At 46.3% G+C, this 25,136-nt stretch carries 23 protein-coding genes and 1 pseudogene; 5 read left to right on the top strand and 19 right to left on the bottom strand.

What is annotated here, in order from left to right:
* Positions 1 to 137: 137 nt before the first annotated feature.
* From ACUJFK_RS14800 to ACUJFK_RS14780, 5 genes are all read right to left on the bottom strand, one after another.
* Positions 138 to 899 carry an HvfC family RiPP maturation protein gene (locus ACUJFK_RS14800; protein ID WP_445425326.1) on the bottom strand — a complete coding sequence of 254 codons (762 nt, stop codon included), beginning with the start codon at positions 897 to 899 and terminating at the stop codon, positions 138 to 140.
* Positions 896 to 1,741, bottom strand: coding sequence for an HvfB family MNIO-type RiPP peptide maturase (locus tag ACUJFK_RS14795; protein ID WP_445426793.1), 846 nt, complete (start codon positions 1,739 to 1,741; stop codon positions 896 to 898). Before ACUJFK_RS14795 ends, ACUJFK_RS14800 begins: the two co-directional genes overlap by 4 nt.
* Before the next feature lie 7 nt (positions 1,742 to 1,748).
* Positions 1,749 to 2,303, bottom strand: coding sequence for an HvfA family oxazolone/thioamide-modified RiPP metallophore (locus ACUJFK_RS14790; protein ID WP_445425325.1), 555 nt, complete (start codon positions 2,301 to 2,303; stop codon positions 1,749 to 1,751).
* 149 nt (positions 2,304 to 2,452) lie between these two features.
* Positions 2,453 to 3,175, bottom strand: coding sequence for a cytochrome c biogenesis CcdA family protein (locus tag ACUJFK_RS14785; RefSeq protein ID WP_229586392.1), 723 nt, complete (start codon positions 3,173 to 3,175; stop codon positions 2,453 to 2,455).
* A 15-nt stretch (positions 3,176 to 3,190) separates the two neighbouring features.
* Positions 3,191 to 3,595, bottom strand: coding sequence for a thioredoxin family protein (locus tag ACUJFK_RS14780; protein WP_445425324.1), 405 nt, complete (start codon positions 3,593 to 3,595; stop codon positions 3,191 to 3,193).
* Positions 3,596 to 3,771: 176 nt separating this feature from the next.
* Here ACUJFK_RS14780 and ACUJFK_RS14775 point away from each other — a divergent pair, with 176 nt between their 5' ends.
* On the top strand, positions 3,772 to 4,290 hold the full coding sequence (locus ACUJFK_RS14775; protein WP_445425323.1) for a sigma-70 family RNA polymerase sigma factor: 519 nt from the start codon (positions 3,772 to 3,774) through the stop codon (positions 4,288 to 4,290).
* An 18-nt stretch (positions 4,291 to 4,308) separates the two neighbouring features.
* Positions 4,309 to 4,938: an NrsF family protein gene (locus ACUJFK_RS14770; protein ID WP_445425322.1), complete on the top strand. Its 630-nt coding sequence runs from the start codon at positions 4,309 to 4,311 to the stop codon at positions 4,936 to 4,938.
* Between the two features lie 14 nt (positions 4,939 to 4,952).
* Here the strand turns inward: ACUJFK_RS14770 and ACUJFK_RS14765 are convergent, their stop codons facing one another.
* Complete coding sequence (locus ACUJFK_RS14765; RefSeq protein ID WP_226751249.1) at positions 4,953 to 5,228, bottom strand: hypothetical protein; 276 nt, start codon at positions 5,226 to 5,228, stop codon at positions 4,953 to 4,955.
* A 131-nt stretch (positions 5,229 to 5,359) separates the two neighbouring features.
* On the opposite strand from ACUJFK_RS14765, the gene ACUJFK_RS14760 reads away from it, so the two are divergent.
* Positions 5,360 to 7,750 carry a Lon protease family protein gene (locus ACUJFK_RS14760; protein ID WP_445425321.1) on the top strand — a complete coding sequence of 797 codons (2,391 nt, stop codon included), beginning with the start codon at positions 5,360 to 5,362 and terminating at the stop codon, positions 7,748 to 7,750.
* Positions 7,751 to 7,878: 128 nt separating this feature from the next.
* Here the strand turns inward: ACUJFK_RS14760 and ACUJFK_RS14755 are convergent.
* From ACUJFK_RS14755 to ACUJFK_RS14705, 11 genes and pseudogenes are all read right to left on the bottom strand, one after another.
* Positions 7,879 to 8,841 (bottom strand): annotated as a pseudogene (locus ACUJFK_RS14755) (S8 family serine peptidase); the annotation flags it as partial.
* 221 nt (positions 8,842 to 9,062) lie between these two features.
* Positions 9,063 to 10,613 carry an apolipoprotein N-acyltransferase gene (gene lnt / locus ACUJFK_RS14750; RefSeq protein WP_445425320.1) on the bottom strand — a complete coding sequence of 517 codons (1,551 nt, stop codon included), beginning with the start codon at positions 10,611 to 10,613 and terminating at the stop codon, positions 9,063 to 9,065.
* Positions 10,614 to 10,618: 5 nt separating this feature from the next.
* Positions 10,619 to 11,488 (bottom strand): HlyC/CorC family transporter, encoded by an 870-nt coding sequence (locus ACUJFK_RS14745; protein ID WP_226751253.1) that lies wholly within the window; start codon positions 11,486 to 11,488, stop codon positions 10,619 to 10,621.
* A 33-nt stretch (positions 11,489 to 11,521) separates the two neighbouring features.
* Complete coding sequence (gene ybeY, locus ACUJFK_RS14740; RefSeq protein ID WP_226751254.1) at positions 11,522 to 11,983, bottom strand: rRNA maturation RNase YbeY; 462 nt, start codon at positions 11,981 to 11,983, stop codon at positions 11,522 to 11,524.
* Complete coding sequence (locus ACUJFK_RS14735) at positions 11,980 to 13,014, bottom strand: PhoH family protein (protein WP_226751255.1); 1,035 nt, start codon at positions 13,012 to 13,014, stop codon at positions 11,980 to 11,982. The genes ybeY and ACUJFK_RS14735 overlap by 4 nt, the downstream gene beginning before the upstream one ends.
* Before the next feature lie 29 nt (positions 13,015 to 13,043).
* The gene (gene miaB, locus ACUJFK_RS14730; RefSeq protein ID WP_229586408.1) at positions 13,044 to 14,468 is read right to left on the bottom strand and encodes a tRNA (N6-isopentenyl adenosine(37)-C2)-methylthiotransferase MiaB; all 1,425 of its coding nucleotides are present in this window, start codon (positions 14,466 to 14,468) and stop codon (positions 13,044 to 13,046) included.
* Between the two features lie 96 nt (positions 14,469 to 14,564).
* Positions 14,565 to 15,413: a DMT family transporter gene (locus ACUJFK_RS14725; protein WP_226751257.1), complete on the bottom strand. Its 849-nt coding sequence runs from the start codon at positions 15,411 to 15,413 to the stop codon at positions 14,565 to 14,567.
* A gap of 106 nt (positions 15,414 to 15,519) precedes the next feature.
* On the bottom strand, positions 15,520 to 20,013 hold the full coding sequence (locus ACUJFK_RS14720; protein WP_445425319.1) for an EAL domain-containing protein: 4,494 nt from the start codon (positions 20,011 to 20,013) through the stop codon (positions 15,520 to 15,522).
* A 141-nt stretch (positions 20,014 to 20,154) separates the two neighbouring features.
* The gene (locus ACUJFK_RS14715) at positions 20,155 to 21,102 is read right to left on the bottom strand and encodes a cobalamin biosynthesis protein CobD/CbiB (protein WP_226751259.1); all 948 of its coding nucleotides are present in this window, start codon (positions 21,100 to 21,102) and stop codon (positions 20,155 to 20,157) included.
* A 12-nt stretch (positions 21,103 to 21,114) separates the two neighbouring features.
* Positions 21,115 to 21,825: a 5'-methylthioadenosine/S-adenosylhomocysteine nucleosidase gene (gene mtnN, locus ACUJFK_RS14710; RefSeq protein ID WP_226751260.1), complete on the bottom strand. Its 711-nt coding sequence runs from the start codon at positions 21,823 to 21,825 to the stop codon at positions 21,115 to 21,117.
* Between the two features lie 100 nt (positions 21,826 to 21,925).
* A complete protein-coding gene (locus ACUJFK_RS14705) occupies positions 21,926 to 22,810 on the bottom strand; it encodes a pirin family protein (protein ID WP_445425318.1) in 885 nt (294 codons plus the stop codon).
* Between the two features lie 187 nt (positions 22,811 to 22,997).
* On the opposite strand from ACUJFK_RS14705, the gene ACUJFK_RS14700 reads away from it, so the two are divergent.
* Together ACUJFK_RS14700 and ACUJFK_RS14695 are read left to right on the top strand one after the other, a co-directional pair.
* A complete protein-coding gene (locus ACUJFK_RS14700; protein ID WP_226751262.1) occupies positions 22,998 to 23,537 on the top strand; it encodes a porin family protein in 540 nt (179 codons plus the stop codon).
* Positions 23,538 to 23,673: 136 nt separating this feature from the next.
* Complete coding sequence (locus ACUJFK_RS14695; RefSeq protein ID WP_226751263.1) at positions 23,674 to 24,024, top strand: HopJ type III effector protein; 351 nt, start codon at positions 23,674 to 23,676, stop codon at positions 24,022 to 24,024.
* Positions 24,025 to 24,084: 60 nt separating this feature from the next.
* Here the strand turns inward: ACUJFK_RS14695 and ACUJFK_RS14690 are convergent, their stop codons facing one another.
* Complete coding sequence (locus tag ACUJFK_RS14690; protein WP_226751264.1) at positions 24,085 to 24,279, bottom strand: hypothetical protein; 195 nt, start codon at positions 24,277 to 24,279, stop codon at positions 24,085 to 24,087.
* A gap of 150 nt (positions 24,280 to 24,429) precedes the next feature.
* Positions 24,430 to 25,092, bottom strand: coding sequence for a DUF2726 domain-containing protein (locus tag ACUJFK_RS14685; protein WP_226751265.1), 663 nt, complete (start codon positions 25,090 to 25,092; stop codon positions 24,430 to 24,432).
* Between the last annotated feature and the right edge of the window lie 44 nt (positions 25,093 to 25,136).

The following is a 25,136-nucleotide window of genomic DNA, read 5'->3' as shown; positions in this document are numbered from 1 at the left end:
TTTCGAGCGGAAGTGGGGTCGCATTTTCTTTGGATACTTTCTTTTGGCGACGCAAAAGAAAGTATCTCGCCAACGGCGAAAAGGTTAAGCGCTGCGTAAAGCTTCGGCTAGAGAAGCATGCCGGTAACGAAGCTTGCTCAAGCTTGCTCGATGTCTGGAGCACGCACAATTGCGCCAGCCGCTGCCCATTGCTGCAATAACGGCAAAGCCGCTGCCGTTAACTGGGTAGGGCTAAGTTGCGGCAGCATTGGAGCAAGCTGCTGAATATGCTCGGATAGGGACTGCCCGGGTTGTTGTTGGATATTATGTAACAACAATAAGGTAGCCTGATTTATACTGACAAAAATCACCTCATCAGCCAAATCGCGATAGATCAAAAAACACTGTAGCTCAGCTGGCGTAATGGGTTGAAAGTCTTTACTAATTTGCTGTACCGGAAATTGATAGGCGCTCAGTAGTGCCAGTTCTGACAAGGCCAGTGCTGCCGTACTGACGTCATCTGCAGCGAGTGGTTCAACCGCTTGGGTGGCTTTGACTGTGCCGACATAGAGTTCTGCCCATTCATAATGCGCCAGTTCAGCCAGAAAAGGCGGATCCTCGGCAGTCAGTGTGTATTGTTGTAAAAAACTGACAAATTGCTCGGCGATATGCAAAAAATAAGGTGAGTGACAGGCATAGTCACGAAAAAATGCGGTTTGTAACGCCAGCCAGGCTTTAGCTGGGTACAGGCTGTGTAATACCGGGAAGGCATTATCAATAAAGCCGCGCACATTATTAAAAAACAGTTCTTGGTACACCTGCAAGCGCTCAGGCGCTAATGTTGCTAAGGCACTAGGTGGTTTATCAGGATTGCGGATCGCCTTAGCAAAATCTCGTTGCGTTTGAGCTAACTGGCTCATGAGGCGTGCCGCTCTAATTGACGCTGTGCGTGTTGCAATTGTTTGATATAGCGTAGTTCCTGACAAAGCTGTGTCATGGCCGGTACGTTAAAATCACGTTCATATAAAGTGGGTTTTACCCCATGGTGTTGATAAGCCGCTTGCAGCAGTTGCCATACTGGATCGGGCACATCGGCGCCATGGGTATCAATTAATAGGTTTGCTGTTTGCTGGTAATGCCCGGCTACATGATAATAGGCAATGCGCTCAGTTGGCATCGTTTGTAAAAAGGTATTAGCGTCATAACCATGATTAACCGCATTAACGTAGATGTTATTCACATCCAGTAACAGCTGACAGTCGGCTTCTTCTAATACTGCCTGTAAAAAATGCTGCTCGCTTAATTGCTGATCGGGTGCAACATAGTAAGAGACATTCTCTAAGATCAGCGGGCGCTCTAAAATATCTTGCACCTGCTTGATGCGGCCAGAAACATAATGGATGGCTTCTTCAGTAAAAGGGATTGGCATTAAATCGTAAAGATGGCCATCGGCAGAGCAATAACTCAAGTGCTCGCTATACTGCAAAATCTGATGTTCATCCAAAAACTGTTTTACTTGCTTAACAAAGGCCACATCTAAGGGATCGGGGCTGGCAATCGATAGCGATAAGCCATGACAAAAAAACGGATACTGTTCGGTTAAGCGCCGAAAATCGCGTTGCAGTTTACCACCGTAAGGTAACCAGTTTTCTGGCGCCACTTCAAAGAAATCAATGTCTGCCGGTTTTAGCTGAAGCAATTCCGGCAGCATTTCACGGCGCAGGCCAAGGCCCGCGCTGTGCTTGTCGAGTGACAAGGGCATGAGTGACTTAGATAGAGCCACACTTACCTTCGCCACATTTCATTTCTTGTGCTTTATCACTGGCTTTTTTCTTGGCATCCATGGCTTTGTCAGCACCCGCCGCTTTCGCTGCGTCAGCTTTATCATGGGCGTGTGCTTTCATCTCTGCACCACACTTGCCTTCACCACACTTCATTTCTTTGGCTTTGTCGGCCGCGGCTTTTTTCATGTCGCCACCACATTTGCCTTCACCACATTTCATTTCTTTGGCTTTATCAGCAGCGGCTTTTTTCATGTCTTCGCCACATTTACCTTCGCCACACTTCATTTCTTTAGCTTTATCGGCAGCGGCTTTTTTCATGTCTTCGCCACACTTGCCTTCTCCGCACTTCATTTCTTGCGCTTTATCTTTAAGTTTAACCTTTACGCCTGTGCCGGTTTCGGTGTGATTGTGCAGTTGATAGGCCATGGTCAGTTGTTGTGCTTGAAACGGGTTATTGTTCGTTTCGGCATTTACAGTAGCGGAACTCAGTGCTAAAGCACCTAGGGCTAGGGTAAGTTGTGTTTCGGTTAAGCTGTTCATGTGAGATCCTTGTTGTGTGTTTCATCAGCGCCCGTTGCGGCACTTTTTACCGCCACTCTGTTTTGTCTTAGCCTAAACAGAAGCGGGTTATCTGTAAAGTATAGCTTGATCGTGTCTCAATGGTTTTGCTGTGCCACGATTCAAACCAATTAATAGGTGGTAATTAAATTTAACCAGGTGTCAGGCAGGTTATCCGTAGCCCAAATCAGTATCATTTGATCGGCTCCCGTTAAAATCAGTAGACCCACCAACAATAAACTGTAGCCAAGAACTTGCCGTGCTTTTTCTCCACCAGCGGCGATTTTGGGTAAAAAACGTCGTGCGGAACCGGCAAATAGATAGGCGATAGCAATGAGCGGCAGTGCGGCGCCAATACCAAACACCAGCATTTGCACGCCCGCATTAACTAAACTACCGGAGTTACCGGCGAGGCCCAATGCCGCACCGAGAATGGGGCCTGCGCATGGGCTCCAAATGGCGCCCAGCATTAAGCCTAACCAAAAGGCACCACCGGGTTTTTGTTCCAAGGTTGTAGCCAGTTGGTCCGCTTTAGCGGCTAAGGGCGCAAAAAAGCCGCTGCTGCCTTGCTTGAACCAAGGCAACACTAAGGCTAAACCAAATAATACCAATAAACTGGCAAACAATGGCCGGGTAACACTATCACTTAGCCCAAGCACACTGCCAAGACCATGCAGCAGCATGCCCATCAAAGCAAAACCAATGGCCAAACCCATACCCGTAAATACGGGAGCCAATTTATGTTTTGCTAAGCCAGAACTGGCCATTACGGGCAGCACCGGCAAAATGCACGGTGATAACGTAATTAACATACCTGCCAGTAATAGCAGTGGTAACAGGCTAAAATCAATCATTAACCGACTCCCGTGTTATAGTGCTTTTAGCATTTCAGCTTTAATCGCTTGTTCGTCAGTTAAGCCTCGGGTTAAAGACACTAATTCGCCCTTATTCACGACAATAATGGTGCTTTGTCCAGTAACGCCATAGCGATTGTTTAATGCTTTCTCTGTTACTTGGTTATATTGCAGCACTTTTAGATCGCTAAATGCGGGGTCCTTTAACAGTGCCTCAATCACCGGCACTTGTTTCGCACACACTGGGCAACCGGGTTTAGTAGCAACTAGTACAAAGCTACCTTGTTTTTCTGCCTCGACTAATTGTGCTGCAGAGTAAGCGGGTAAGACAAAGTTAGTGGCATTCACTTGCGGAGCGGTGAATAGCGCCACGGCGAAAGTTGCAGCAATGGCGAACGTTTTTAAAGAAGTACTTAACATAATAAAAATCCTATTGTGAGAGAAGTAAACCACAAAATGCGGTGTGTTCAGGGGTAATTGGTGAGAAAGTTAGAAAAGGTTACAGAAAAATAATTTATTTTTGCTGTAACTTTTGGTCGTGCTATCGTCAATAACAAAGCAGTGGGCCGTCGACAGCCATAGAAACAGGATTAAACATGAACGACTGGCAGGTTCTGTTAGAACGAGCCCAGCAGGGAGATAAGCAAGCTTACAGTGCTTTTTTAAGCGCCATTGTACCGTTTTTGCGCATGCGAGCACGGCGCTATGTGCCCGCGCAACATTTAGACGACTTTGTGCAAGAGACGTTATTAACGGTACACCGCATTTTGCATACGTATCAAGTTGGCTTACCCGTTGAACCCTGGCTTAGTGGCATTTTGCGGCATAAATATTTTGAAAGTCGTCGCCAACTTGCGGCGAATGAACATCAATCGTTAAGTGATGAAGACAGCTGGCAGCCTAGCGTGCCTTTGGATGAAGATGAGCAATACCAAGCCGTGAGTCATTTACTGGCGCCGCTGAATGCGGCACAAGCACAGGTGTTGTATGCCACCAAGGTAGAAGAATTGTCGATAGATGAAACCGCCAACCTGATGCAGCGTAGTTCGTCTTGGGTTAAGGTTAATGTGTTTCGAGCTATTCAGCTGTTACGCAGCGAATTACATGAAAAATAAATAAGGTTAATTAGTCAGATGGCGGATAAAACAGAGCAACTTATCGCGAAACTGGTCGACTCACATCAAGCGGTGCGGCCATTTCTAGCACCGCAAATTACCTATTTAACCTTGGGCATGGTGTTGATGTGCGCATTGCTATTGATGCTGCCTTTTGGTTTACGTTTTGATTGGCCGCTGGCGGGGATGTTGAAAACCGCTGCCTTATTAATGCTAGTGGTGACGTTGCTGCAACTGACTTTATTGCTTAGTCAGCCGTTGTTGCCACAATGGCGTAAAGCCCCGCTCTTATGGTTGTCACTTGCTGGTAGCGTTGGGTTATTGATCTGTTTAGGTACTATGGGAGAGCCGCTGAGTTTCGGGCAAGCTGCCCAAGTTTCTTCATTTTGGGCCTGTATTGCTTGGATAGCGCCAGTGGGTATGGCGGCAGGTTGGATAATATCAAGAATGTTACGCCGAGCGCGGCCTTTACACCGCATGGCTCTACGATTGGTGGTAGGAGGCTTAGCCGGTAGTTTAGCCGCCTTGGTGTATAGTTTGCATTGCCGCGTTGATGCTCTTGCATATTTATTGTTAGCTTATGGCTTAGCGGCAACCCTTGCCTTGCTGGGAAGCTTAATTAGCAGCCACCGGCTGTGGCGCTGGTAACCCTTTCTGCATAATTAATGCACTCGATAATAACGGCAGAAATAATCAACCACACTATTCGCATCTAAATGAGAAAAGGTCAGATGATGTTTTGCCATAACGGCTTGCCCCAAGGTTTGTAAAATCTTCTCTAAACCGGCGCCACTTGGGCGTTCTAATTGATGTTGCTGAAATAAAAAGTCTAAGGCCGCTGAGGTATAAGATTTACCTGGTAAAGGCTGGGTTAATTCCAGCTCATGAAGCCGTGCTCCTAAGTTGCGTATTTTTTGTAAACAGTTGCGTTCGTCCATTGCCGGCCCCCGAAATGCTAAATCATAGATATTTTGTTTATCGGCAGCCGCATAATAAACTTTAGCGCTGGGCAGAGCGCGACGCTTTTTGGTAGTATAGCGGCCAATACGTAACCCTTTTAAGGCGATGCATGACGCAGCTTAATCAGTCACTGGCGCTCCACCCGACACAGTTGTGTCCTCAATTAGATCCCCAATTAATTGCAGCAGCACTGCAACAACCGGCCTTGCCGTCGGCCTTTATTGGCCAAGACCGTGCGCGCTCTGCGTTAGAGTTTGCTATTGGCATGGATATGCCAGGTTATAACTTGTATGTCATGGGGGAGCAGGCATTAGGGCGTTCCACCCTAGTGCATGATATTTTGCAACAAGCCGCCAGTGAAAAAGCCACGCCAGATGAATGGTGTTACCTAAATAACTTTGATGATGAGCGCGTACCCAGTACCTGTCGTCTACTAGCCGGAGAAGGCCGCAAACTGGTCAAAAAACTCGAAGCGCTGATTGATGAGTTGATGGATACCTTTCCGGCCGCTTTTGATAACCCAGGTTATCAACGGAAGAAAAAAGCCATTCATCGTACCTTTGATAAGCGCTATGAAGAGGCTATTGATCGGGTTGAAAGTAAAGCCTTGGAAAAACAAGTGGTGTTGTACGAAGAAAACGGCGCCGTCAGTTTTTCACCGATCATTGATGGTAAACCTCTAGATGATCAAGAGTTTTCTAAGTTAACGGAAGAACAGCGCCAATATTTTTACGGTTTAGTCTCAGAGCTAGAAACCATCCTCAATGAAGAGTTATTAGAATTACCGCGTTGGAAACGTGAGCTCTCCGAGAGCTTGCGAGGGTTGTGTAAAGACACTATTGAGCAAGCCATTAAACCGATGCTGAAGCAGCTAGAACATGACTACAATGCTGAACTTGGCGTATTAAAATATCTGCGTGATATGCGTACCCCTTTAATTAAAGCGGTGCTGGAATTATTGCCGGATGAATCAGACGGCGAAAAAAACGAAGAGCCGATTAGCCGTGAATTTTTTATAGAAGAGTTTGTGCCCAATGTGCTGGTGCATTATGAAAGCATGTCTGGCGCTCCCATTGTGTTTGAAGCTAATCCTAGTTACGGTAATTTGTTTGGCCGCGTCGAATATAACTCCTCTAGTGGTTCACTTTACACCAACTATCGGATGATCCGCCCAGGGGCATTACACCGGGCCAATGGCGGCTATCTTATTTTAGACGCCGATCGCTTATTGTCACAACCGGCGCTTTGGGATGCACTAAAGTTAGCGCTAAAAGCGGGCGAAGTCGTGATCGACACCCTTAGTGAACATGCGGTAACTAACTCGACGATTATTACCCCCAAAGCGATCCCGCTGAATGTTAAAGTGGTGCTGCTCGGCTCGCGCGATCTGTATTATCTGGTACAAGATCTTGATGATGAATTTAACGAGCTGTTTCGCGTACTGGCCGATTTTGAACATTACTTGCCGTATCAAGCAGAAACGGTTAGTGATATGACGCAGCAAATTCAGGTACAGATGCGCCAAATGCACATTGCCCAGCTATCAGCTTGCGGTTTGCAACAGCTGTTGTTATTTAGTTTTCGTCAAGCTGAACATCAAAGCAAGTTATCGGCCCGTTTTGCCGATGTGTTGGAATTAGTGCGTGAGGCGTGTTATTTCGCGCAACAGCAACAAGCTGAAGAATTAACCGCTGAGCATGTTAAACAAGCCTTAGCGGGTAAGCAATATCGTACCGGGCGTATTAGTGAAGCCTTTTTAGAAGATATTCAAGAAGGGCAGATCCTCATTGATACCGATGGCGCCGCCGTGGGTAAGATCAATGGTTTAACCGTATTAGAGATTGGCGATACGGCTTTTGGCACGCCTGCGCGGATCAGCGCGACCGTGTTTGCGGGCTCGAGTGGCGTGGTCGACATAGAGCGAGAAGTCGAACTCGGTAAAGCCATTCACTCGAAAGGCGTATTACTTTTAACCGGTTATTTGGGTTCTAAATATGCCAGAGACTTCCCGCTGACACTTAGCGCCAATATTGCGATGGAGCAATCTTACGGCCATATCGATGGTGATAGTGCTTCTTTAGCTGAGGTGTGTGCCTTAATTTCTGCTATTACTGAAGTGCCCATTTTGCAAAGCTTAGCGGTAACGGGGTCGATCAACCAATATGGTCAGGTACAAGCGATTGGCGGTGTTAACGAAAAAATTGAAGGCTTCTTCAGACTGTGTCAATCGCGTGGTTTGACCGGGCAGCAAGGTGTGATTATTCCTGCCAGTAACCAAATAAATTTAGTATTACGTCATGAAGTGGTCGAAGCGGTCGCGACAGGCCAATTTCATATTTACGCCGTGCGTACTGTTGATGAAGCACTGGAGCTGTTAACGGCGCAATTGGCCGGGGAGCGAAATGCACGTGGCCAATACCCGAAAAAATCAGTCAATGCCAAGGCACGAGCGCGTTTAGCCTTGTTGGCGGAATTAGTTAATGGCAGTGCCGAAGAGTAAGCTATCGGCGGTGTGCTGCATAGCCGTTAGCTCGCTTTTAAAAAAGAACACTGACTTAAGTTACAGAAAAGGTGATAACACAAAATAAGAAAGCCGCTTAACAGCGGCTTTCTTTATTTAGCGCGGGCTTAACCGCATTTTCTTGGACCGCCTTTACATGGCTCTGGTTTTGGCTCTGGATCACCGCCACCTGAATCCCCACCGTTGCCGGCACAACCATAAGTGGTGAGGTAATCATAAGCCGCTTTGGCTTTAACAATACCTTTACCAAATTTCTGTGGATCGCCACCGCTAGGTAAGCTGGCTGTTGCTTTCAGTGCACTGCGGATTTGCGTACCAGTACATTGTGGGAAGTTAGACCATACACGCGTGGCTAAACCGGCTACTGCTGGCGTGGCCATCGAGGTACCGCTCATATAACCGTAATCTGAAGCTCCTACGTTGATACTGGCTGTGGCGGCACTCAGTAAGGCTGAACGATCTTCAAAGGCTGCGCCCACGACAGGGATTGACATAGTATTCGTAGTGCCCGCTCCTAAAGTACCGTAAAACATGCCCGGCGCATTATTAATTAAAATAGCACCGATACCACCGGATAACTGGCAGTTTTTCACTTTGTCATGGAAAGAAATAGTGCCACGGTCAATCATACAGACCTTACCCGACGTGCCGCTGTTAGTGGCAGTGGCTTCACCCATAAAGAAAGTACTGCCTGAAGCTTCGCCGGTATTTTCCATGGCAGAGGCGGCATAACCATTATTGCCTGCGGTCAAAGCTGCCATGGAGGCACCGCCAGAAGGGTAGGTAGAAAGCGTATCTACACCGCCTGCGGCTACTTCAACACAAAAGCCTTCATGAGTGACACTGCGTTTACCTGAGCCTGAGCTACAAGAGGGATATTGCGAGAAAGAAGCAATTTGATTATTGGCATCATTAGCGCCAATCATCATTACCGAGGCATAACCTGCCGGATAAGAGCGCACTGAGTTTCCGTCGTTACCGGCTGCCGCTAACACTAAGCCGCCATTATTGGTAAAGTTATTAAAGGCGTTTTCTTCTGTGTTGTTGGCGCCGCCACCGTCTAAACTCATTAAATTCTTGTTTATCGCAACTAAAGCGGTTTTGGGAAGTTGTCGCCTAAAAAGCAAACATAAATAATCTTTTGTATAAAATTAATCGCGAATGTACCTCGAACCTAAACGCATAGCGGCATATTTGTTACAAGGTCACATTGGCTAAGAGCAAACCGATGTTAGCGTGTGGCAAGGGGTGGGATTAAATAAAGATGACGGCGAGTGTAACAATCGCTAAGTTAAAGCTTCAAACTGTGCTGTTGGCGACCACGCCAAGCTGCTGTAAGCAAGCTTAGTAGGCTAAGTAAAAACACCGGCAGATCTCCCAGCGTACTGTATAGCGTACGTCCGGTGGTTAAAGGTAACTGATCACTCACCAGTGCTTCGGTAAATTGGGGGGCGCGCTCCCGGATCTCTCCAGATGCGGCAATAGAAGCGGTAATGCCATTGTTGGTCGCTCGCAGTACTGGGCGGCCAAATTCTAAGGCGCGCATACGCGCTATTTGCAAATGCTGATGGGGGCCAATGCTGTCGCCAAACCAAGCATCATTACTGACCGTCAGTAATACCTGGGTATCGGCAGTAAAATTGGCACGGATTTGTGCCGGAAACGCTATTTCAAAACAGATAGCCGGTAATAAATGTACACCATTGGCGATAAGATTCGGCTGCACATAGCTACCTCGGCTAAAGGAGCTCATCGGGAGATCGAAAATCGGAGCGAGCTGACGTAATAGCTGCTCAAAAGGCACAAATTCGCCAATCGGTAACAAATGATGTTTGCTAAAACGATTAGTATGGCCATAAAAATAGTGACCGCGCTCAGCGTCGGGCTGTTGCTTACCCAATACAATAAGATTATTCCAAGCTTCGCCGGTTTTATGTCGATAATCGATAATGCCGCTGATAAGGGCAGTGTTGCTGTAGGTTGCAGAGCTATCGAGGTTCTCTAGAAAATCGATGGCTAATGGTTCTAATTGCGGTATCGCCGCTTCTGGCCAAATAATAATTTGATGTTCGCTTAAATGTGGCCGAGTGAGATCAAGGTATTTCAACATGGTCGGCCATTCTTGCTCTGGCGCCCAGCGCAAATCTTGTTTGATATTGCCTTGTACCAACAACACAGATACTGTTTGACCGCTTAACTGCCAGCCTTTTAGTGTGGCAAGTAGTGGGCTGATAGCAACCAGCATAACCGCAGTCATCAGAAAACTGGCTTGCTGCCAGCGTGCTAAGGAAGATTTGTACAACAAACTGGCGCTGGCGGCGATAAACACCATCAGCCAACTAAGTCCAATTTCGCCAATTAATGGTGCCCAATGCCGTAATAGTGAATCTGTTTGGCTGTAACCCATTGATAACCATGGAAAGCCAGTTAGCATCACACTGCGTAGCCATTCAGTGAAAATCCAGCTAGCAGCGAATAATAACGGCAAGGGCAGTGCATTGGCAAAACGGCGGGTTAACCAGGCTGCGAGGGCAGGGAATAACGCGAGGTAGCCCACTAACAGCGCCATCAAACCTAAACTGGCAATCAGCGGCAAGCCACCAAATTGATCAATACTGACATGCACCCAGCTAATACCGACACCAAACCAACCGATACCATAACTAAAACCGGCAATAGCGGCTTGACGTGGTTGCTTACTGTGTCGAATAGCCAGCGCTAATAGCGCTAAGGTAAAAAACGGCAGCCACCACAAATGATAGGGCGTAAAAGCCAAGGTATTCAGTGCGCCTGCCGCCAGTAAAACCAGCGGCAGTGCCAAGCGAGATAAGCCAGAACGCAAAATGATTAGTTTCCTTCTTCTTCCGATTTGCGCGGTTGAATCACTTGAAGTTGCATTAAACGCCGGCTGTTGGCTTTGCTTACTTTGAATTTAAGATCGCCCAGCGTAATGCTTTCACCTCGGGCGGGCATATGTCCAAAAGCATGCAACACGATACCGCCGATGGTATCGGCATCTTCTTCGTCAAAAGAGGTGCCGAAGCTTTCATTAAATTCATCTAAAGGGGTTAACGCACTGACTTGAAATACCCGAGAAGCCATCTTTTTGATGTCATGATCTTCGTGATCATCATGTTCATCTTCAATTTCACCGACGATTTGTTCCAAGATATCTTCAATGGTTACTAGGCCTGAAACACCGCCATACTCATCAACCACAATGGCCATATGATAGCGTTTTTGCCGAAATTCACGCAGTAAGGCATCGACCTTTTTGCTTTCAGGAATAATCACAGCAGGGCGAACGAGGTTACTCCACTGCCAATCGTTATTCTTGTCATCCAACGCATATTGCAGGATATCTTTTACAATCAATATGCCTTCGATATGGTCTTTATCTTCATTGACCACCGGATAACGGCTATGATTATTTTCCAACAAAATGGGTAGCACTTCAGACAGGGGCTGCTCTATGTCAATGGTCGCCATTTGTGAGCGTGGGATCATAATGTCCCGAGCGCGCATTTTTGACACGTCCAAAACACCTTGCAACATATCTTTGGTATCGGTATCAATTAGCTCACGCATAGCCGCTTCGCTAATAATATCTTCCAAATCAGACAGATCTTGAGGCTCTGCGTTGAAAATGTTGGCGATACGTTCTAACCAACTGCGACTCGCAGAACCGCGACTAGAGTGGGGGTTGTCTTCACTCATCAGTGAACTTGTGCTCCGTTAAAATAATAAAAATTATTCGTCATCCAATAAATAGGGATTGGCTATGCCTAACTGCGCGAGGATCTGAATTTCTTCGGCTTCCATTTCAACGGCATCCTCATCATTTATATGGTCAAATCCCAATAAATGCAAGCACCCGTGCACTACCATATGGGCCCAATGTGCAAACAAGGGTTTTTCTTGTTCGCTCGCTTCGGCGGCCACTACGTCGGCAGCAATGATTAAATCACCGAGCAAACTTAATTCTACGCCCGGTGGACATTGAAATGGAAAACTCAGCACATTGGTGGGTTTATCTTTCGCGCGATATTGGGCATTCAGTTGTTGGCTTTCGGCATTATCTACCACACGAATGGTCACCTCAGCCTCAGCTTGAAATGGCATTACAGCTGCGTTTAGCCATTGTTGAAATTGCGCTTCGCTAGGTAAATTTTTTGCAGAGCTGGCCAGCTGTAAATCTAAGGTGATGCTCATTTTGCTCTAAATTCCCGCTGCTCAGGGCCATTCGGTTTTGGGTTTGCCGCTTCAAAAGCTTCATAGGCTTGCACAATACGTTGCACAATAGGGTGGCGTACCACGTCTTTGGCATTGAAGAAGTTAAAGCTGATTTCTGGCACGGTAGACAGCACATCAATGGCATGTTTTAAACCGGAGTATTGGCCACGCGGTAAGTCGACTTGCGTTATATCACCGGTGATCACGGCTTTGGCACTAAAACCAATGCGGGTTAAAAACATTTTCATTTGCTCGGTGGTGGTATTTTGGCTTTCATCCAAGATGATAAAGGCATCATTTAAGGTTCGCCCACGCATGTAAGCCAAGGGTGCAATTTCAATGACGCCGCGCTCAAGGTATTTTTCAACCTTTTCAAAGCCAAGCATTTCAAATAACGCATCATATAAAGGCCGTAAGTAAGGATCGACTTTTTGGGCTAAATCACCAGGCAAGAAACCGAGCTTTTCACCCGCTTCGACTGCGGGCCGCGTTAAGATAATGCGTTTAACCAGGCCGCTTTCTAGAGCATCAACGGCACACGCTACCGCTAAATAGGTTTTGCCGGTACCGGCAGGGCCAACACCAAAACACACATCATGTTGCAGCACATTAGCAACATAAGCCGCTTGGTTAGGATTACGCGGTTTAATCAGGCCTTTTTTGGTCTTTAAGCTAAATTCTTTCTGGCGGCTGCCGGGTTCAGTATCTTGATACTCAATTTCAACGTGTTCGCTGATCATCAAGTGCACTTGTTCTGGGGTAATACCGTCTTGTTGCTGCTCGGCATTCGCGGTCAGTAAATAGAGTTCTTGCAAGATGTCGATAGTGGCTTCGACATTCGGTTGTTGGCCTTCAATTCGCATGGTGCCATTACGGTGGCTAATATTAACCTGTAAGCGGCGTTCTAAGTGTTTCAGATTATCGTCGTACGGGCCACAAAGTAGCGTCAGGCGCCGGTGATCAACCGGCTCCATCAGCAATTCAGTGCTATAACTACTGTCACTATTCAATATAAATTTCTCTTTATTGTCCAGTTCGCTTAGGGAACAAAGTGAGTTACACCTAGGTCGTCAGTTTTTGGCTGACGTGCAAGAATTTGTTGCGGCGCAATTTCACGGCGCAGGCCCATCTCAGCCTCAGTACGAATTAAGGTGCCACGTAAAGAATTACTGAACACATCGGTAATTTTCACGTCAACAAAACCGCCAATCATATCGGGTGAGCCTTCAAAGTTTACTACGCGATTATTCTCGGTTCGGCCGGTTAATTCCATAATATTTTTCTTAGAAGGGCCTTCCACCAAAATACGCTGTTCGGTACCTAACATGCCACGGGCAATTTTCAGTGCCTGTTGGTTGATACGATCTTGCAGGATATATAAGCGCTGCTTTTTCGCGTCTTCGGTTACATCATCCGGTAAATCGGCTGCTGGCGTACCTGGGCGGGCGCTATAGATAAAGCTAAAGCTCATATCAAAGCCAATGGCCTGAATTAAATCCATGGTCGCTTGGAAGTCTTCATCGGTTTCACCTGGAAAGCCGATAATAAAGTCTGATGACATACTCAGGTTAGGCCGTATTTTCTTTAATTTACGGATCTGCGCTTTGTACTCTATGGCGGTATGGCCGCGTTTCATCAAATTTAACACCCGGTCTGAACCTGACTGCACCGGTAAATGCAGATGATCGACCAGTTCAGGCACGTCTTTATACACTTCAATAATATCGTCGGTAAATTCAACCGGGTGTGAAGTGGTATATCGAATGCGGTCAATACCATCAATGGCGGCTACTAAGCGCAGCAGCTCAGAAAAATGACAAATACTGCCATCATGGGTTGCACCGCGGTAACCGTTGACGTTTTGTCCCAGTAAGTTAACTTCGCGCACACCTTGTTGCGCCAGTTGGGCAATTTCAAATAACACGTCATCTAACGGTCGGCTGACCTCTTCACCACGGGTATAAGGCACCACGCAGAAAGTGCAATATTTAGAGCAGCCTTCCATCACAGAGACAAAAGCGCTTGGACCATCGGCTTTTGGCTCAGGTAAGCGGTCAAATTTTTCGATTTCAGGGAACGACACATCGACCACAGGAGAATGTGAGCCGCGCACTGAATTGATCATCTCGGGTAAGCGATGGAGCGTTTGTGGGCCAAACACGATATCGACATAGGGCGCGCGCTCACGGATCGCTTTGCCTTCTTGCGAAGCCACACAGCCGCCGACACCAATGATCAAATCGGGATTTTTTTCTTTCAGTGGACGCCAGCGACCTAACTGATGGAACACTTTCTCCTGGGCTTTTTCCCGAATAGAGCAGGTATTAAGCAGAATCACATCAGCTTCTTCTGCCTCTTCGGTCAAAGTGTAGCCATGCGTTGCATCCAGTAGGTCGGCCATTTTTGATGAGTCGTATTCGTTCATCTGGCAGCCCCAGGTCTTAATATGCAGCTTTTTACCCATTGTCAGTGGTTACCTGTGTTAATGCGTCTAAAAAAGGGAGCGTATTTTAGCCTGTCTGACCGCTCAGTGCCAGAGACAGCTGCAAAAGTCTTTTAATCAAATTAATCGCTGTCGGGTAGTGATGTAACCTGCATAAAAAATTACCAGCACGCCCGCTGCCCAACTCATGGTGACGGGCTCTTGCCAAATCAAATAACCAAAAGCACCGGCAAACACTACGCTGCTGTAGGTCCACATGCCAATATCACTTGCTGGGGCAATGGCATAGGCACGGGTCATCGCCAGTTGACCAATGGCGGCTAAGATGCCCATAGTAATAAAAGCAAGCCAAACGTCTTGGTTTAGTGGCTGCCAATAGAAAGGGAGCGGAATGGCCGATAAGATGGCGGTAAGCAGTGAAAAATAAAAGACGATACGCACAGCCGGTTCGGTATCCGACATATAACGAATGGTGGTTTTGGTAATGGCTACTAATACAGCCGAGCCAAGTGCAACGAGCAACACCGCATTTAACGCCGCATCGGGTGTCGGTAAAGCTAATACTACGCCGACAAAGCCCAATAAAATAGCAAATAAGGTCAAACGCGATGGGCGTTCCTTTAACCAAAAACGGGCAATGATCGGCACGACAAACGGCGAGAGTAATAATACCAACATGCCTTGTGCCAGTGGCAGGCGTGCAAGCACATAAAAAAAGCAATACATACCTGTAATGCCGGTTAACGCCCGGCTGGCATGCAGATACCAACGCTGCGTTTTCAGCATTTTAAAGCCATGTTTGTATAAAAAAGGCAGCATCAGCAGTAAGGCAAAAAAGTTGCGGAAAAACACCACTTGCGCTTCGCTAGCGGTTTCACTGGTAAATTTTACTACCGCACCTATGCCAGCAAAGCAGGCTTCAGCTAACAGCAAAAGTAGAGCACCTTTTAGCAGGTGAGGAGCCATGGCGTGTTCCATAAAACATCAAGGTGCTTAGTATAACGCGGTGACGACTTGAAAATCTGCTCGCGCTTTGCGAATCACGAAAAAATCAGTTTATATTCGACAGCGACTAACCGGCAAACCGACCCGAGTTAAGTAAGGCGATAAACTCAGCATTAGGTAGCGGTTTGCTGAATAAAAAGCCCTGTATTAACGAGCAATTACGTTGCCTAAAAAATGATAATTGTTGCTCGGTTTCAACCCCTTCGGCAACACAATACAGCCCAAGGCTGTAAGACATGCTCAGCATGGCATCGATAATGGCTTCATCGTTATGATCCACACCAATGTCTTGCACAAAGCTGCGATCGATTTTAATCGCATCCAGAGGCAACTCTTTTAAATATTTTAACGAGGAATAACCGGTACCAAAGTCATCCAAGGCCAATTTAATGCCGGCATCGCTTAACGATTGCATGGTCAGGATGGCACTTTGCTGATCGCGCATCAGCGCGCTTTCGGTAATTTCAAAGCGCAAGCATTGTACGGGTAACTGGTACTTGTTTAATAATTCGATCACAGTTTCCGCAAGTTTCGGTTGCTCTAAATGCTGCGTTGATAAGTTAATCGATAAGTAAACCTCATGCTTATCAGCTCGCCAGCTAACCATATCTTGCAAAGCCCGCTCGATGAGTTGCTGTGTCATATTAACGATTAAGCGTAAATCTTCTGCAAGTGGAATAAAGTCTGCCGGTGAAATCATGCCGTCTGGGCTTTGCCAACGCAACAGCACCTCAGCGCCGACTAGGCGATTGGTATTGGCATCGATGATGGGTTGATAGTAGTTAATAAACTCTTGTTTTTGAACCGCCTTACGTAAGCGTGATTCGCGAGCCAGTTGCATGTGGGCTTTTTCGTTCATCGCTTTCATAAAAAACTGAAAATTATTGCGACCGGCTTCTTTGGCATGATACATCGCCACATCGGCGTGTTTCATTAATTCCGTGCCATTTAAAGCGTCGTCAGGGAATACCGCTATGCCAATGCTGGGCGACACACCAATATTTTCTGAACCCAGTTGCATGGGTTCGCTAATCACCGCCAGCATTTTACGTGCAACATGGCTGAGGTTATCTGTAGATTTATAGCCTTCAAGTAACACGACAAATTCATCACCGCCCAAGCGTGCAACCGTATCGGTATCGCGCAGCGTTAATTTTAAGCGTCGAGCCACTTCTTTTAGCATTAGGTCGCCAATATCGTGACCAAGAGAATCGTTAATATGCTTAAAGCGATCTAAATCTATAAAAAATAAGGCTAAAGAACGCTGTTCACGGCGAGTTTTATCAATACCGTGCATAATGCGATCCATTAACAACGCACGATTAGGTAGGCCGGTTAACGCATCATAGTTAGCCAGATAGCGTAGTTCAGCTTCGGCCGCTTTCTGTGCGGTGATATCGGTAAACACCAACACAAAGAAAGACAAGCCTTGCTCACCCACCGCACTGATATTGATTAAGGTTGGCCGTTCTTTGCCATCGGGCGTGATCACGCGCTCTTCGCCTTGCCAATGCTCGCCTTTTTGCATGTTACGTAATAAACGAGTGTAAAAGCGTCGCCGTACTAGGCTGATACCCAAATGATGCACTCGTGGTGTGTCGACATAAGTATCGACACTGCCAAAAGCCTGCGCAAAAGAATGGTTAGCGGCAATGATACGTTGCTGTGTATCGAGGATTACCACCCAATCCCGCGTTTGTTGGAAGGCTTCGCCAAAGAGTCGCGCTTTTTCTTTATTGGCTTTAGTTTCTGTAATGTTACTAAAGGTGCCTAAGATTTTTTTCGGTTTGTTGTCATCGTCTACTGCGGTAACCCGCGCTTGATCGCGGAACCATAACCAACGGCTATCTTGATGCCGGATACGGTAAGTGACATCTAGCATAAAACTAGGATCGTGTTGCAGTTTTCGCCATTGTTGTAAAAATTCTTGTCGATCATCTTGATGGATCAATTGACAATGTTGCTCTAAGTGCATGCTTTGCAGTGGATTTTCATATCCTAAAACCAGCGCGTAACGAGTCGAGATTAAGTGATTATGCTTAGCCAGCCACTCAAATACGCCAGCATTTACCGAGGCTAAAGCTTGTGTTAAACGTTGCTCACTCAGTTGGATCTGCTGATTGGCTTGGCGTAATAAGTTTTGCTGCTGCCGGCGTTTTTGCCAATATAATAAAAAAATACTGCCAAACAACAAGGCATACATAAAATAGGCAGGTGTCGAGCGCCACAGCGGGGGAGCGATAATAAAACTAAGGCTTGCCGGTGCACTCTGCTCTCCGGTTAATGGGGCAATAGCACTGACATAAAATTGATAATGACCAGGGGGTAACTGGGGAAATAGTACCTGATTGGTAAATTGTTCTGGATAGATATTATTTTGTTCGCCTTTGAGCCAATAGCGATAAGCAATTTTATGGTTATTATGAAAAGACATGGCGCTAAAATGAATTTTTAAGCCAGAATCATTATGTGATAACTGAAATTGACGATTATTTAACGAGCCTTGAATGGTTTGAAGCTTGCCTGATAACACGCTGAATTCTGTGATGGTCACTTTTAACGGAGCATTATTGGCGGTTAATAGCTTAGGCTCGACGATAATAGCACCGCGCATTCCCCCATAGACCAAACGACCATCCGCTAATTTGGTGTTAGCACCATCGTAAAACTCATTAAAAGCTAGGCCATCGGCTTGGTTAAAAAATTCCAGTTGTAGGTTGTCATGCTCCAGTCGAAACAAACCTTGTCGTGAGGCAAACCAAAGATCACCCGCTTCATCCAGTTGTAACGAAAAAACCTCATTACTCATCAACTTGTTATCAACCGAAAACAATTGCTGCAGCGTTAAATTCTCTAAATTGAAACTGAGTAAGCCAATGCCTCGCATACCTACCCACAAGGTGCCGTTTTGATCAATTTGCATTGAAGTGGCATAACGATTTAGTTGTGGTTGATAATCACTGTGTTGATAAATTAAGCGCAGTTTTTCGGTATCAGGCTGATAATGCCAAAGTTGACCTGCCAGGCTAAGTAGCCAGCTTTGATCCGGTAATTGGCCGAGAATACGCCCCCAATAAGCCATCGGCAGTTGTTGGTTAAGCTGCTCTAGAGGCGTAATGAGCCCAGTATCAATGTGGTAACGATAAAGGTTTTTTTGTTGGCTAATAATCAGGCTATTATCGGCAGCATGATAAAGTTCTAATTGTGCACCTGAAGCGAGAAGCTTTTGCTGGCTGCTATCAGCCATACTAGGCACAGTCACACTGAGTGTTTGAGTATCAAAACGTCGGATCCCCCCGCTGACTTGTAACCATAGCTCACCTTGGCTGCCAGGCAAGAAATGGTGAATGTGACTTTCAGGCGTTCGGGTGTGCGGGCCGTCGGTTTTTAAAAAGCTTTGGCTTTCTTCGGTATCTAAATTGTAGCGATTAAGACCATTAAAGCTGCTAAGCCACAGATACTGATCTTGTTGCCATAGTTGCGTGATACGATCGTTACTAAAGCCACTACCTTTGCTTGACGCTAGATAACGAAATGCTTGGGTTTTCGGATGCCAATAATAAGCGCCATCTTCACGACTCGCCAACCAGATACCGTTTTGTTTATCGTGAGCAAAATCTATTACTGAGTGATCGGCTATCAGCAGATCACTGTCAGAAAAACGTAAAGTCAATTCGGGTTGCTTGGCAGAGGGCGCTAATTGGTAAAGCCCCTGATCGGTTCCGATCCAAACCTGCTTGTTGTGGTTTTTTAACTTCCAAATATTATGTTCAGCAAGCATCGGCGTTGCCTCAATGGGCGTACCTTGCTCAATATAGGCAGAAATGGCGCTAAGTGGCAGTTGAAATAAACCAGAAACCGTGCCCACATAAAGCTGCTCATCACTAATTAACAGGCTTTTGACATGAGATTGGTCTGCATTGATACTAGCTTGGTTCGCGGGCAAATAGGGAATAGAGTGATGCTCGTTGCTTTGCAAATCAAACAAGATCAAGCCGTTAAAAGCACCAATAAATAACTGCTGTTGCTGTAACGCGATATGGCGGATCCAACCTTGGTCTTGGCCTATCTGCGTTAAATCAAATATTTTCTGCCAAGATTTGTCACTGAGCTGTAATTGATAGACCGCATCATTGACGACCAATAATAGCCTGTCGGCATCGCGTTCGATCACGGTCATGATCGTCGATTTTGTGGAGTGTGTTAGCTCACGCGGTGGAGTGAAAAATAATTCGAATTGACCGGCTGCAGGGTCTAACAGATATAACCCGGTATGATTTGCACTGGCCCAAAGTCGCCCTTGGCTGTCTTCTAACAATTCACTAAAGGCAATTTCAGAAAGGCGATATTGTTTGGCGTGTAATTCGTGAACGCTATTGCCGTCAAAGCGGTTAATACCTCCGGCGGTGGCGAGCCAAAGAAAGCCGTCTTTATCTAAATGCAGTTTACGCACTGTGCCCTGAGATAAGCCTTGCTTTGGCGTTAACGACAAAAACTGAGTGTGTGCATTGAGTGCCAGACTGGTAAGCAACAGTAAAAACACAGTTAGGAGCCATTTCACAACACGATTTCCCTTACCCTTGTTAATTTTTTTGCAAAAAAACACTGATTGCTTAAGTTTATGCAACATATACCTTGCTAGCGTTGTTTGTCCAGTTTTGTTATTCGGTGCGGTAAGTCATCTTGAAAGAGTGTAGCAGGCTTACCCTAAGTTAAAGAACAAGATTAAACCGGCGATTGCCGCAAAACAGAGTAATAACAAATTAAACTGATGCTGTTGTAAACGCAAAATACGACGTAAATCGGCGATATCCGGTTCATAAGCTTGTTGCAAACGCGGGCGATCGACCCGTTGTTTGCGGTAATAGAGTGGCCCAGCTAAACTCACCTGCAAGGTTTGGCTTAGCCGAATTAATAACCCTAATTTCGCTTTGGGCATCGTTGCACCTTTAGACGCTAACAGTGTTGGCGCTCTGCGAGAATGACGCTGTAGCCAATACAGCGCAGTACTCAGCCAATAAGGTAACAGGTTCAACCCTTGTTGCACTTGCGCTGCGGCTTGGCCAAAATGTTGGTACTGCTCTAACTTAACGGACCATTGCTGGCTGGCTATTTGACTCAATCGATAACACAGCACCCCCGCGGCACCGGCGAGCAGATACCAAAACATGATACCGATGATTTGCTGGCTAAACCTCAGGCAAAGGCTTTCGAGTAATGCTTTGACTAAGCCCATTTGGCTTAACTGCGCGGTATCTCTGAGCAGCAATAAGCGCGCTTGAGTTTTCGCTAAGCTAAATAAAGACTTTTCCAAGCTGATGATGATTTTTTCGGTTTGCCGCACATAAGGTTGCCAGTTTAAACAACAAAGTAACACGATCACATCAATCAATGGCGGCCAACTGGCCAATAAATATAAGCCAACCAGCAAGGCTAAAGGGATGCTAACGGCGACAAATAAAGCCAAGCCACCGGAGAGACGTTGCTGACTGCTGGCACGTGTTGGATCAGGATGAACCTTGCGCGCTAAGGCTCGGCAAAATGCGGCATAAAAGCTGAGTGGATGATAAATCAGTGGAATAGGTAGCAGCCGAGCAAGCAGCAGGGCCGCGACCAGTATGATCAGCGATAGAGCAAATTCGTTTGCCATCAGCAACGCAGGTTACAGGTTTAAGTCAGCGATAGCGCCCAACATTTCCATTACCATGGCTGAACTGTTTTTGGCTGCAACTTCTAAGTAGGCTTCGAAAGAATCGGGTGATTCTTTACCGGCAATATCACTAAGGCTGCGGATCACCACAAAAGGGGTATTCAGCATATGACAACTTTGTGCAATGGCCGCGCCTTCCATTTCAACTGCTAGCATGCTGGGAAAATGTTGTCGTGTTTGGGCAATCCGTTCAGGATCACACATAAAGCTATCACCGGTGGCAATTAAGCCTTTTTTGGTTTTACAAAAGCCTAACGCAGCAATGCTTTGTTCAGCGGCCGCCATTAACGCGGGGTGCGCTTTGTAGGCGGCTGGCATTTGTGGTACTTGGCCCATTTCATATCCAAAAGCGGTCACATCAACATCATGATGCCGTACTTCGGTACTGATCACGACATCGCCGACGCTTAATTCAGGATCAAAACCGCCAGCCGACCCCGTATTGATGATGCAGTCAGGTTTAAATTGGCAAATCATTAAGGTTGTGGCCACGGCTGCGGCAACTTTACCAATACCTGATTGCACTAAAACGACATTTTTACCGGCTAAAGTACCGATGTAAAAAGTATAGCCGCCTAACTTTTCTGTACGATTTAATTCAATTTGTTGCTGTAACAGCGCAATTTCAGGTTCCATTGCGCCAATAATGCCGATTAATTGCATGGTCCCGCCTAGGCAAGTAAAAAAACGCTAGTATAAACGGGGTGGCAGTGAAAAGCATTGCCTTTCCTGTCAAACGTGCGGATTACGCTAAAACAACCGGTTATTGCTGCAACGGGATCGGCTGCATGGCCTGACCAGAGGTCAGGCGACCATGTTGATAATCGCTAACCGCCTGTTGGATCTCAGCCATGGTGTTCATTACAAAAGGACCATATTGCACAATAGGTTCAGCAATGGGCCGGGCGGCGAGCACAAGAAAGCGTACCGAGGTTTTTGCGCTGAGCGATACCGCACCTTGTGTTGATAATACTGCAGCTTGATGCTCAGGTAAGGTAATCTGTTGCTCAGCGCTGTGCAGCTCTAAAGTTCCTTCATAAGGATACAGTAAGGCGTTATGACCATCAGGCAGCGGTAACTGTAGCTGAGCACCAGGCGATAAATGAATATCAAAATAGACGGGTTCCGTACTTAATCCTTGGATCGGACCTTGCACCTGTTGGTCTTGATAACAAAAGTTGCCAGCAATCACTTTAACGCGAATACCGTCAGCGGCTTGTACTACCGGTATTTGCGTAGGGTTGATATCAACGTAAGCGGCTTCTTTCATTTTTTCTTTGGCGGGCAAATTAATCCACAGTTGAAAGCCGCGCATCAATCCAGATTCTTGCTGCGGCATTTCCGAGTGAATAATGCCTCTTCCGGCACTCATCCATTGTACACCGCCGCTTTTTAGGTGACCTTGATTACCCAAGTGATCTTTATGCAACATATGGCCATCAAGCATATAAGTCACCGTTTCAAAACCGCGGTGAGGGTGTGCGGGGAAACCGGCAATATAATCATCCGCTTGTTCCGAGCCAAAACAGTCGAGCATTAAAAAAGGATCCAACCTGAAGTCAGCAGATTGTCCTAAGCTGCGTTTTATTTTTACCCCAGCACCGTCTGATACTGTCACGGCAGGTATAAGCGTTTTTAATTTACGCATAATGTCTCCTTAAATAGTTAAGATGATTAAACCGGATAAGCAATCGAATGAAAATTGCAAAAAGTGCCGACTAATCTTCAATAAAGTAGAACGATGGCAGTTCAGTTAGCATTAAGGCGTGAGCGCTAAAGTGCCAGTCAGTAACCTTGCTGTATCGGTCATGCCGATAAGATGATTGGAGATTGTCATGAAAAAACAACTAATTTGTATAATGTTATTCAGTAGTGCTGCGGCCACCGTACAAGCGAACTCAGATATTCGTTGGGATTATCTTGGTTTAGGTTATACCGATGCGGCAGGAGACGGACCTTATATAGAAGGGTCATTACGCGTAGCGCCATCCTGGGTATTACAGGGCGAGTTCAGCCCACAAACGGTGGCATCACAAGACTTCAATGCCTTTCGTTTCGGCGTGACTTATCTCAGTGGGTTTAAACTCGACTTTACACCGAACAGCCAAACTTACTTGCAAGCGGGTATTGATGGCGTCAGCGGTGATCGTGATGATACCGGTGCTTTTTTCGGTATAGGCGCTCGCCATCCGTTAACGCCACAAGTTGAGTTATTAACAGAAGCCAGTTATCACACCTTAGGCGATAACTATGGCAGTGCTACGGCCGGAATTGCTTATTACTTCAGCCCAGACTGGGCCCTAAGAAGTACGTTGTCGTTAAATAGCGGTGACACGAAAAACGTTTTTCGTTTTGGTATGACCTATCAGTTTTAAATCAGCCCACAGTTAGCCGTTGTTGCCCGCAGCTTGCACAGAATATATTTACCCGTGGCTGGCGCAAAGCATTGCAGTTGCGTCAGCCAACTCTTAATATTGAGTACTTGGCTAGCGCGACAGCGGAAGTGATACTATGTTAGACGATTTTTTTATCCAGTTAAGTACCGAGCCTGACAGCATTAGTTTTGCGCAAACTATGGCCGTTATTGATAAACACTATGATTTTACTGCCGTGGCTTTTGAAAATGGCGAAGTGACTAATGCCGCCGATCAGAACAACGGTTCCTGCAAAATCTTTGCATTTGGTCTGTTACACCAGTTATCGGAACCGCAAACCTTACAGTTATTTGGTGAGCATTATCGCCAGGTAATGGCCACTCCTAATGGTGCCGATCATCAAAATATTCGCAATTTTTTGATCACCGGTTGGAATGGCATTCGTTTTTCAGGTAACGCCTTACAGCTAAAAAGCACCGCTGTTTAACTCAAAAAATAAGGCCAGCATCTGCTGGCCTTATTACTTAACCGCTCTTCCTGAGCTGCGTTATACCGTCACATTAATGTTCTGGCCAAGATTTCCAACAGATTGTGCAGCGGCAGTAGGCTCAATACTTTGCATAGCATTTTGTACTAAGCTCGTGGCCATTTGCCCTTGCTGTTCTTGTTGTTTCTTTGCCATCACAGCGCCCAGCACTTCAAAAGCCTGAGCAGACGCAAGTGCGCCAACGGATTGACTCATAGAACCTCCTATTAGCAACAGGTCATCTGGTTATCGGCAAGCGGTTGGCAAACTTTAGGCATTTTTTTGCCTTATTAAAAAAGGTGAATGCCGCCTGTTGCAGCAGGCGGCATTCGATCTTAGCGCGGAGTGACTCATTTCTCCAAAGCGTTAAGAAACTTGGACTAGCGCGGTAGATTGCGCTTTAATTTGTGACTTTGATAAAGCCGGTGACATTAAACGGCCTGATAGGGCGGTATTCACCAAAGCCGGCTTAACAGTACGGATTGGCCGGGTAGGGCCTTTTTTCACTAAACCTTTTAATAAGGGTTCCACTTTCGGTGCCGGTTTACCCAGTTTAACCGCGAGTGCCGCTTGTAATTCGGTTACGGTGTAACCTGCCTTAATAGCAATACGTAAATAAGGCACGCCAGCTGCATCAAGCGCACCACTTACAAACCAATCTGGTACGGCTTTGTGCCCTTCTTTATTTTGTGGATTAACTAAGTCAAGTACCGCCACCACTTTCATCGTTTCAGGTTCGCACAAGACATAATCGAGATATTTGGCATTAAGCTTTAACTGGGTGCTGCGCCGGTTTTTGTCAGAGACACTGGCCTTGATATCTAAGACATCGGCTAAGCGCACTCTGTTCATAATACGATAGTCATTTTGTACTGCTTTATCTAATAAACCCAAAAAAGAACGTTCAACCGGACTAAACAACGCAGCCTTCCGCTGCACTTGGAACGGGTTACTATTGTCAATAAAACGACTGGCAACCAAAGCAATAACCACGACCAGTAGCACTAATAACAGCATGATAAACTCCATGCTTACCTCCGACAAAGAATTGACAGCAAGAACGATGAGTTCAA

It is taken from the genome of Alishewanella sp. HL-SH06 (assembly GCF_052656265.1).
Note: the sequence above shows the minus strand (reverse complement) of the source record. Positions and strands in the feature narration are given on the sequence as shown.

Coding starts and splice junctions, on each gene's coding strand:
- ACUJFK_RS14765 (WP_226751249.1), bottom strand. CDS start 5,228: ATGGACGAACGCAACTGTTTACAAAAAATACGCAACTTAGGAGCACGG.
- ACUJFK_RS14770 (WP_445425322.1), top strand. CDS start 4,309: ATGGCGGATAAAACAGAGCAACTTATCGCGAAACTGGTCGACTCACAT.
- miaB (WP_229586408.1), bottom strand. CDS start 14,468: ATGGGTAAAAAGCTGCATATTAAGACCTGGGGCTGCCAGATGAACGAA.
- mtnN (WP_226751260.1), bottom strand. CDS start 21,825: ATGCAATTAATCGGCATTATTGGCGCAATGGAACCTGAAATTGCGCTG.
- ACUJFK_RS14800 (WP_445425326.1), bottom strand. CDS start 899: ATGAGCCAGTTAGCTCAAACGCAACGAGATTTTGCTAAGGCGATCCGC.
- ACUJFK_RS14685 (WP_226751265.1), bottom strand. CDS start 25,092: ATGGAGTTTATCATGCTGTTATTAGTGCTACTGGTCGTGGTTATTGCT.
- ACUJFK_RS14700 (WP_226751262.1), top strand. CDS start 22,998: ATGAAAAAACAACTAATTTGTATAATGTTATTCAGTAGTGCTGCGGCC.
- ACUJFK_RS14795 (WP_445426793.1), bottom strand. CDS start 1,741: ATGCCCTTGTCACTCGACAAGCACAGCGCGGGCCTTGGCCTGCGCCGT.
- ACUJFK_RS14760 (WP_445425321.1), top strand. CDS start 5,360: ATGACGCAGCTTAATCAGTCACTGGCGCTCCACCCGACACAGTTGTGT.
- ACUJFK_RS14690 (WP_226751264.1), bottom strand. CDS start 24,279: ATGAGTCAATCCGTTGGCGCACTTGCGTCTGCTCAGGCTTTTGAAGTG.
- ybeY (WP_226751254.1), bottom strand. CDS start 11,983: ATGAGCATCACCTTAGATTTACAGCTGGCCAGCTCTGCAAAAAATTTA.
- ACUJFK_RS14715 (WP_226751259.1), bottom strand. CDS start 21,102: ATGGCAAACGAATTTGCTCTATCGCTGATCATACTGGTCGCGGCCCTG.
- ACUJFK_RS14705 (WP_445425318.1), bottom strand. CDS start 22,810: ATGCGTAAATTAAAAACGCTTATACCTGCCGTGACAGTATCAGACGGT.
- ACUJFK_RS14790 (WP_445425325.1), bottom strand. CDS start 2,303: ATGAACAGCTTAACCGAAACACAACTTACCCTAGCCCTAGGTGCTTTA.
- ACUJFK_RS14745 (WP_226751253.1), bottom strand. CDS start 11,488: ATGAGTGAAGACAACCCCCACTCTAGTCGCGGTTCTGCGAGTCGCAGT.
- ACUJFK_RS14785 (WP_229586392.1), bottom strand. CDS start 3,175: ATGATTGATTTTAGCCTGTTACCACTGCTATTACTGGCAGGTATGTTA.
- ACUJFK_RS14780 (WP_445425324.1), bottom strand. CDS start 3,595: ATGTTAAGTACTTCTTTAAAAACGTTCGCCATTGCTGCAACTTTCGCC.
- ACUJFK_RS14695 (WP_226751263.1), top strand. CDS start 23,674: ATGTTAGACGATTTTTTTATCCAGTTAAGTACCGAGCCTGACAGCATT.
- ACUJFK_RS14775 (WP_445425323.1), top strand. CDS start 3,772: ATGAACGACTGGCAGGTTCTGTTAGAACGAGCCCAGCAGGGAGATAAG.
- ACUJFK_RS14725 (WP_226751257.1), bottom strand. CDS start 15,413: ATGGCTCCTCACCTGCTAAAAGGTGCTCTACTTTTGCTGTTAGCTGAA.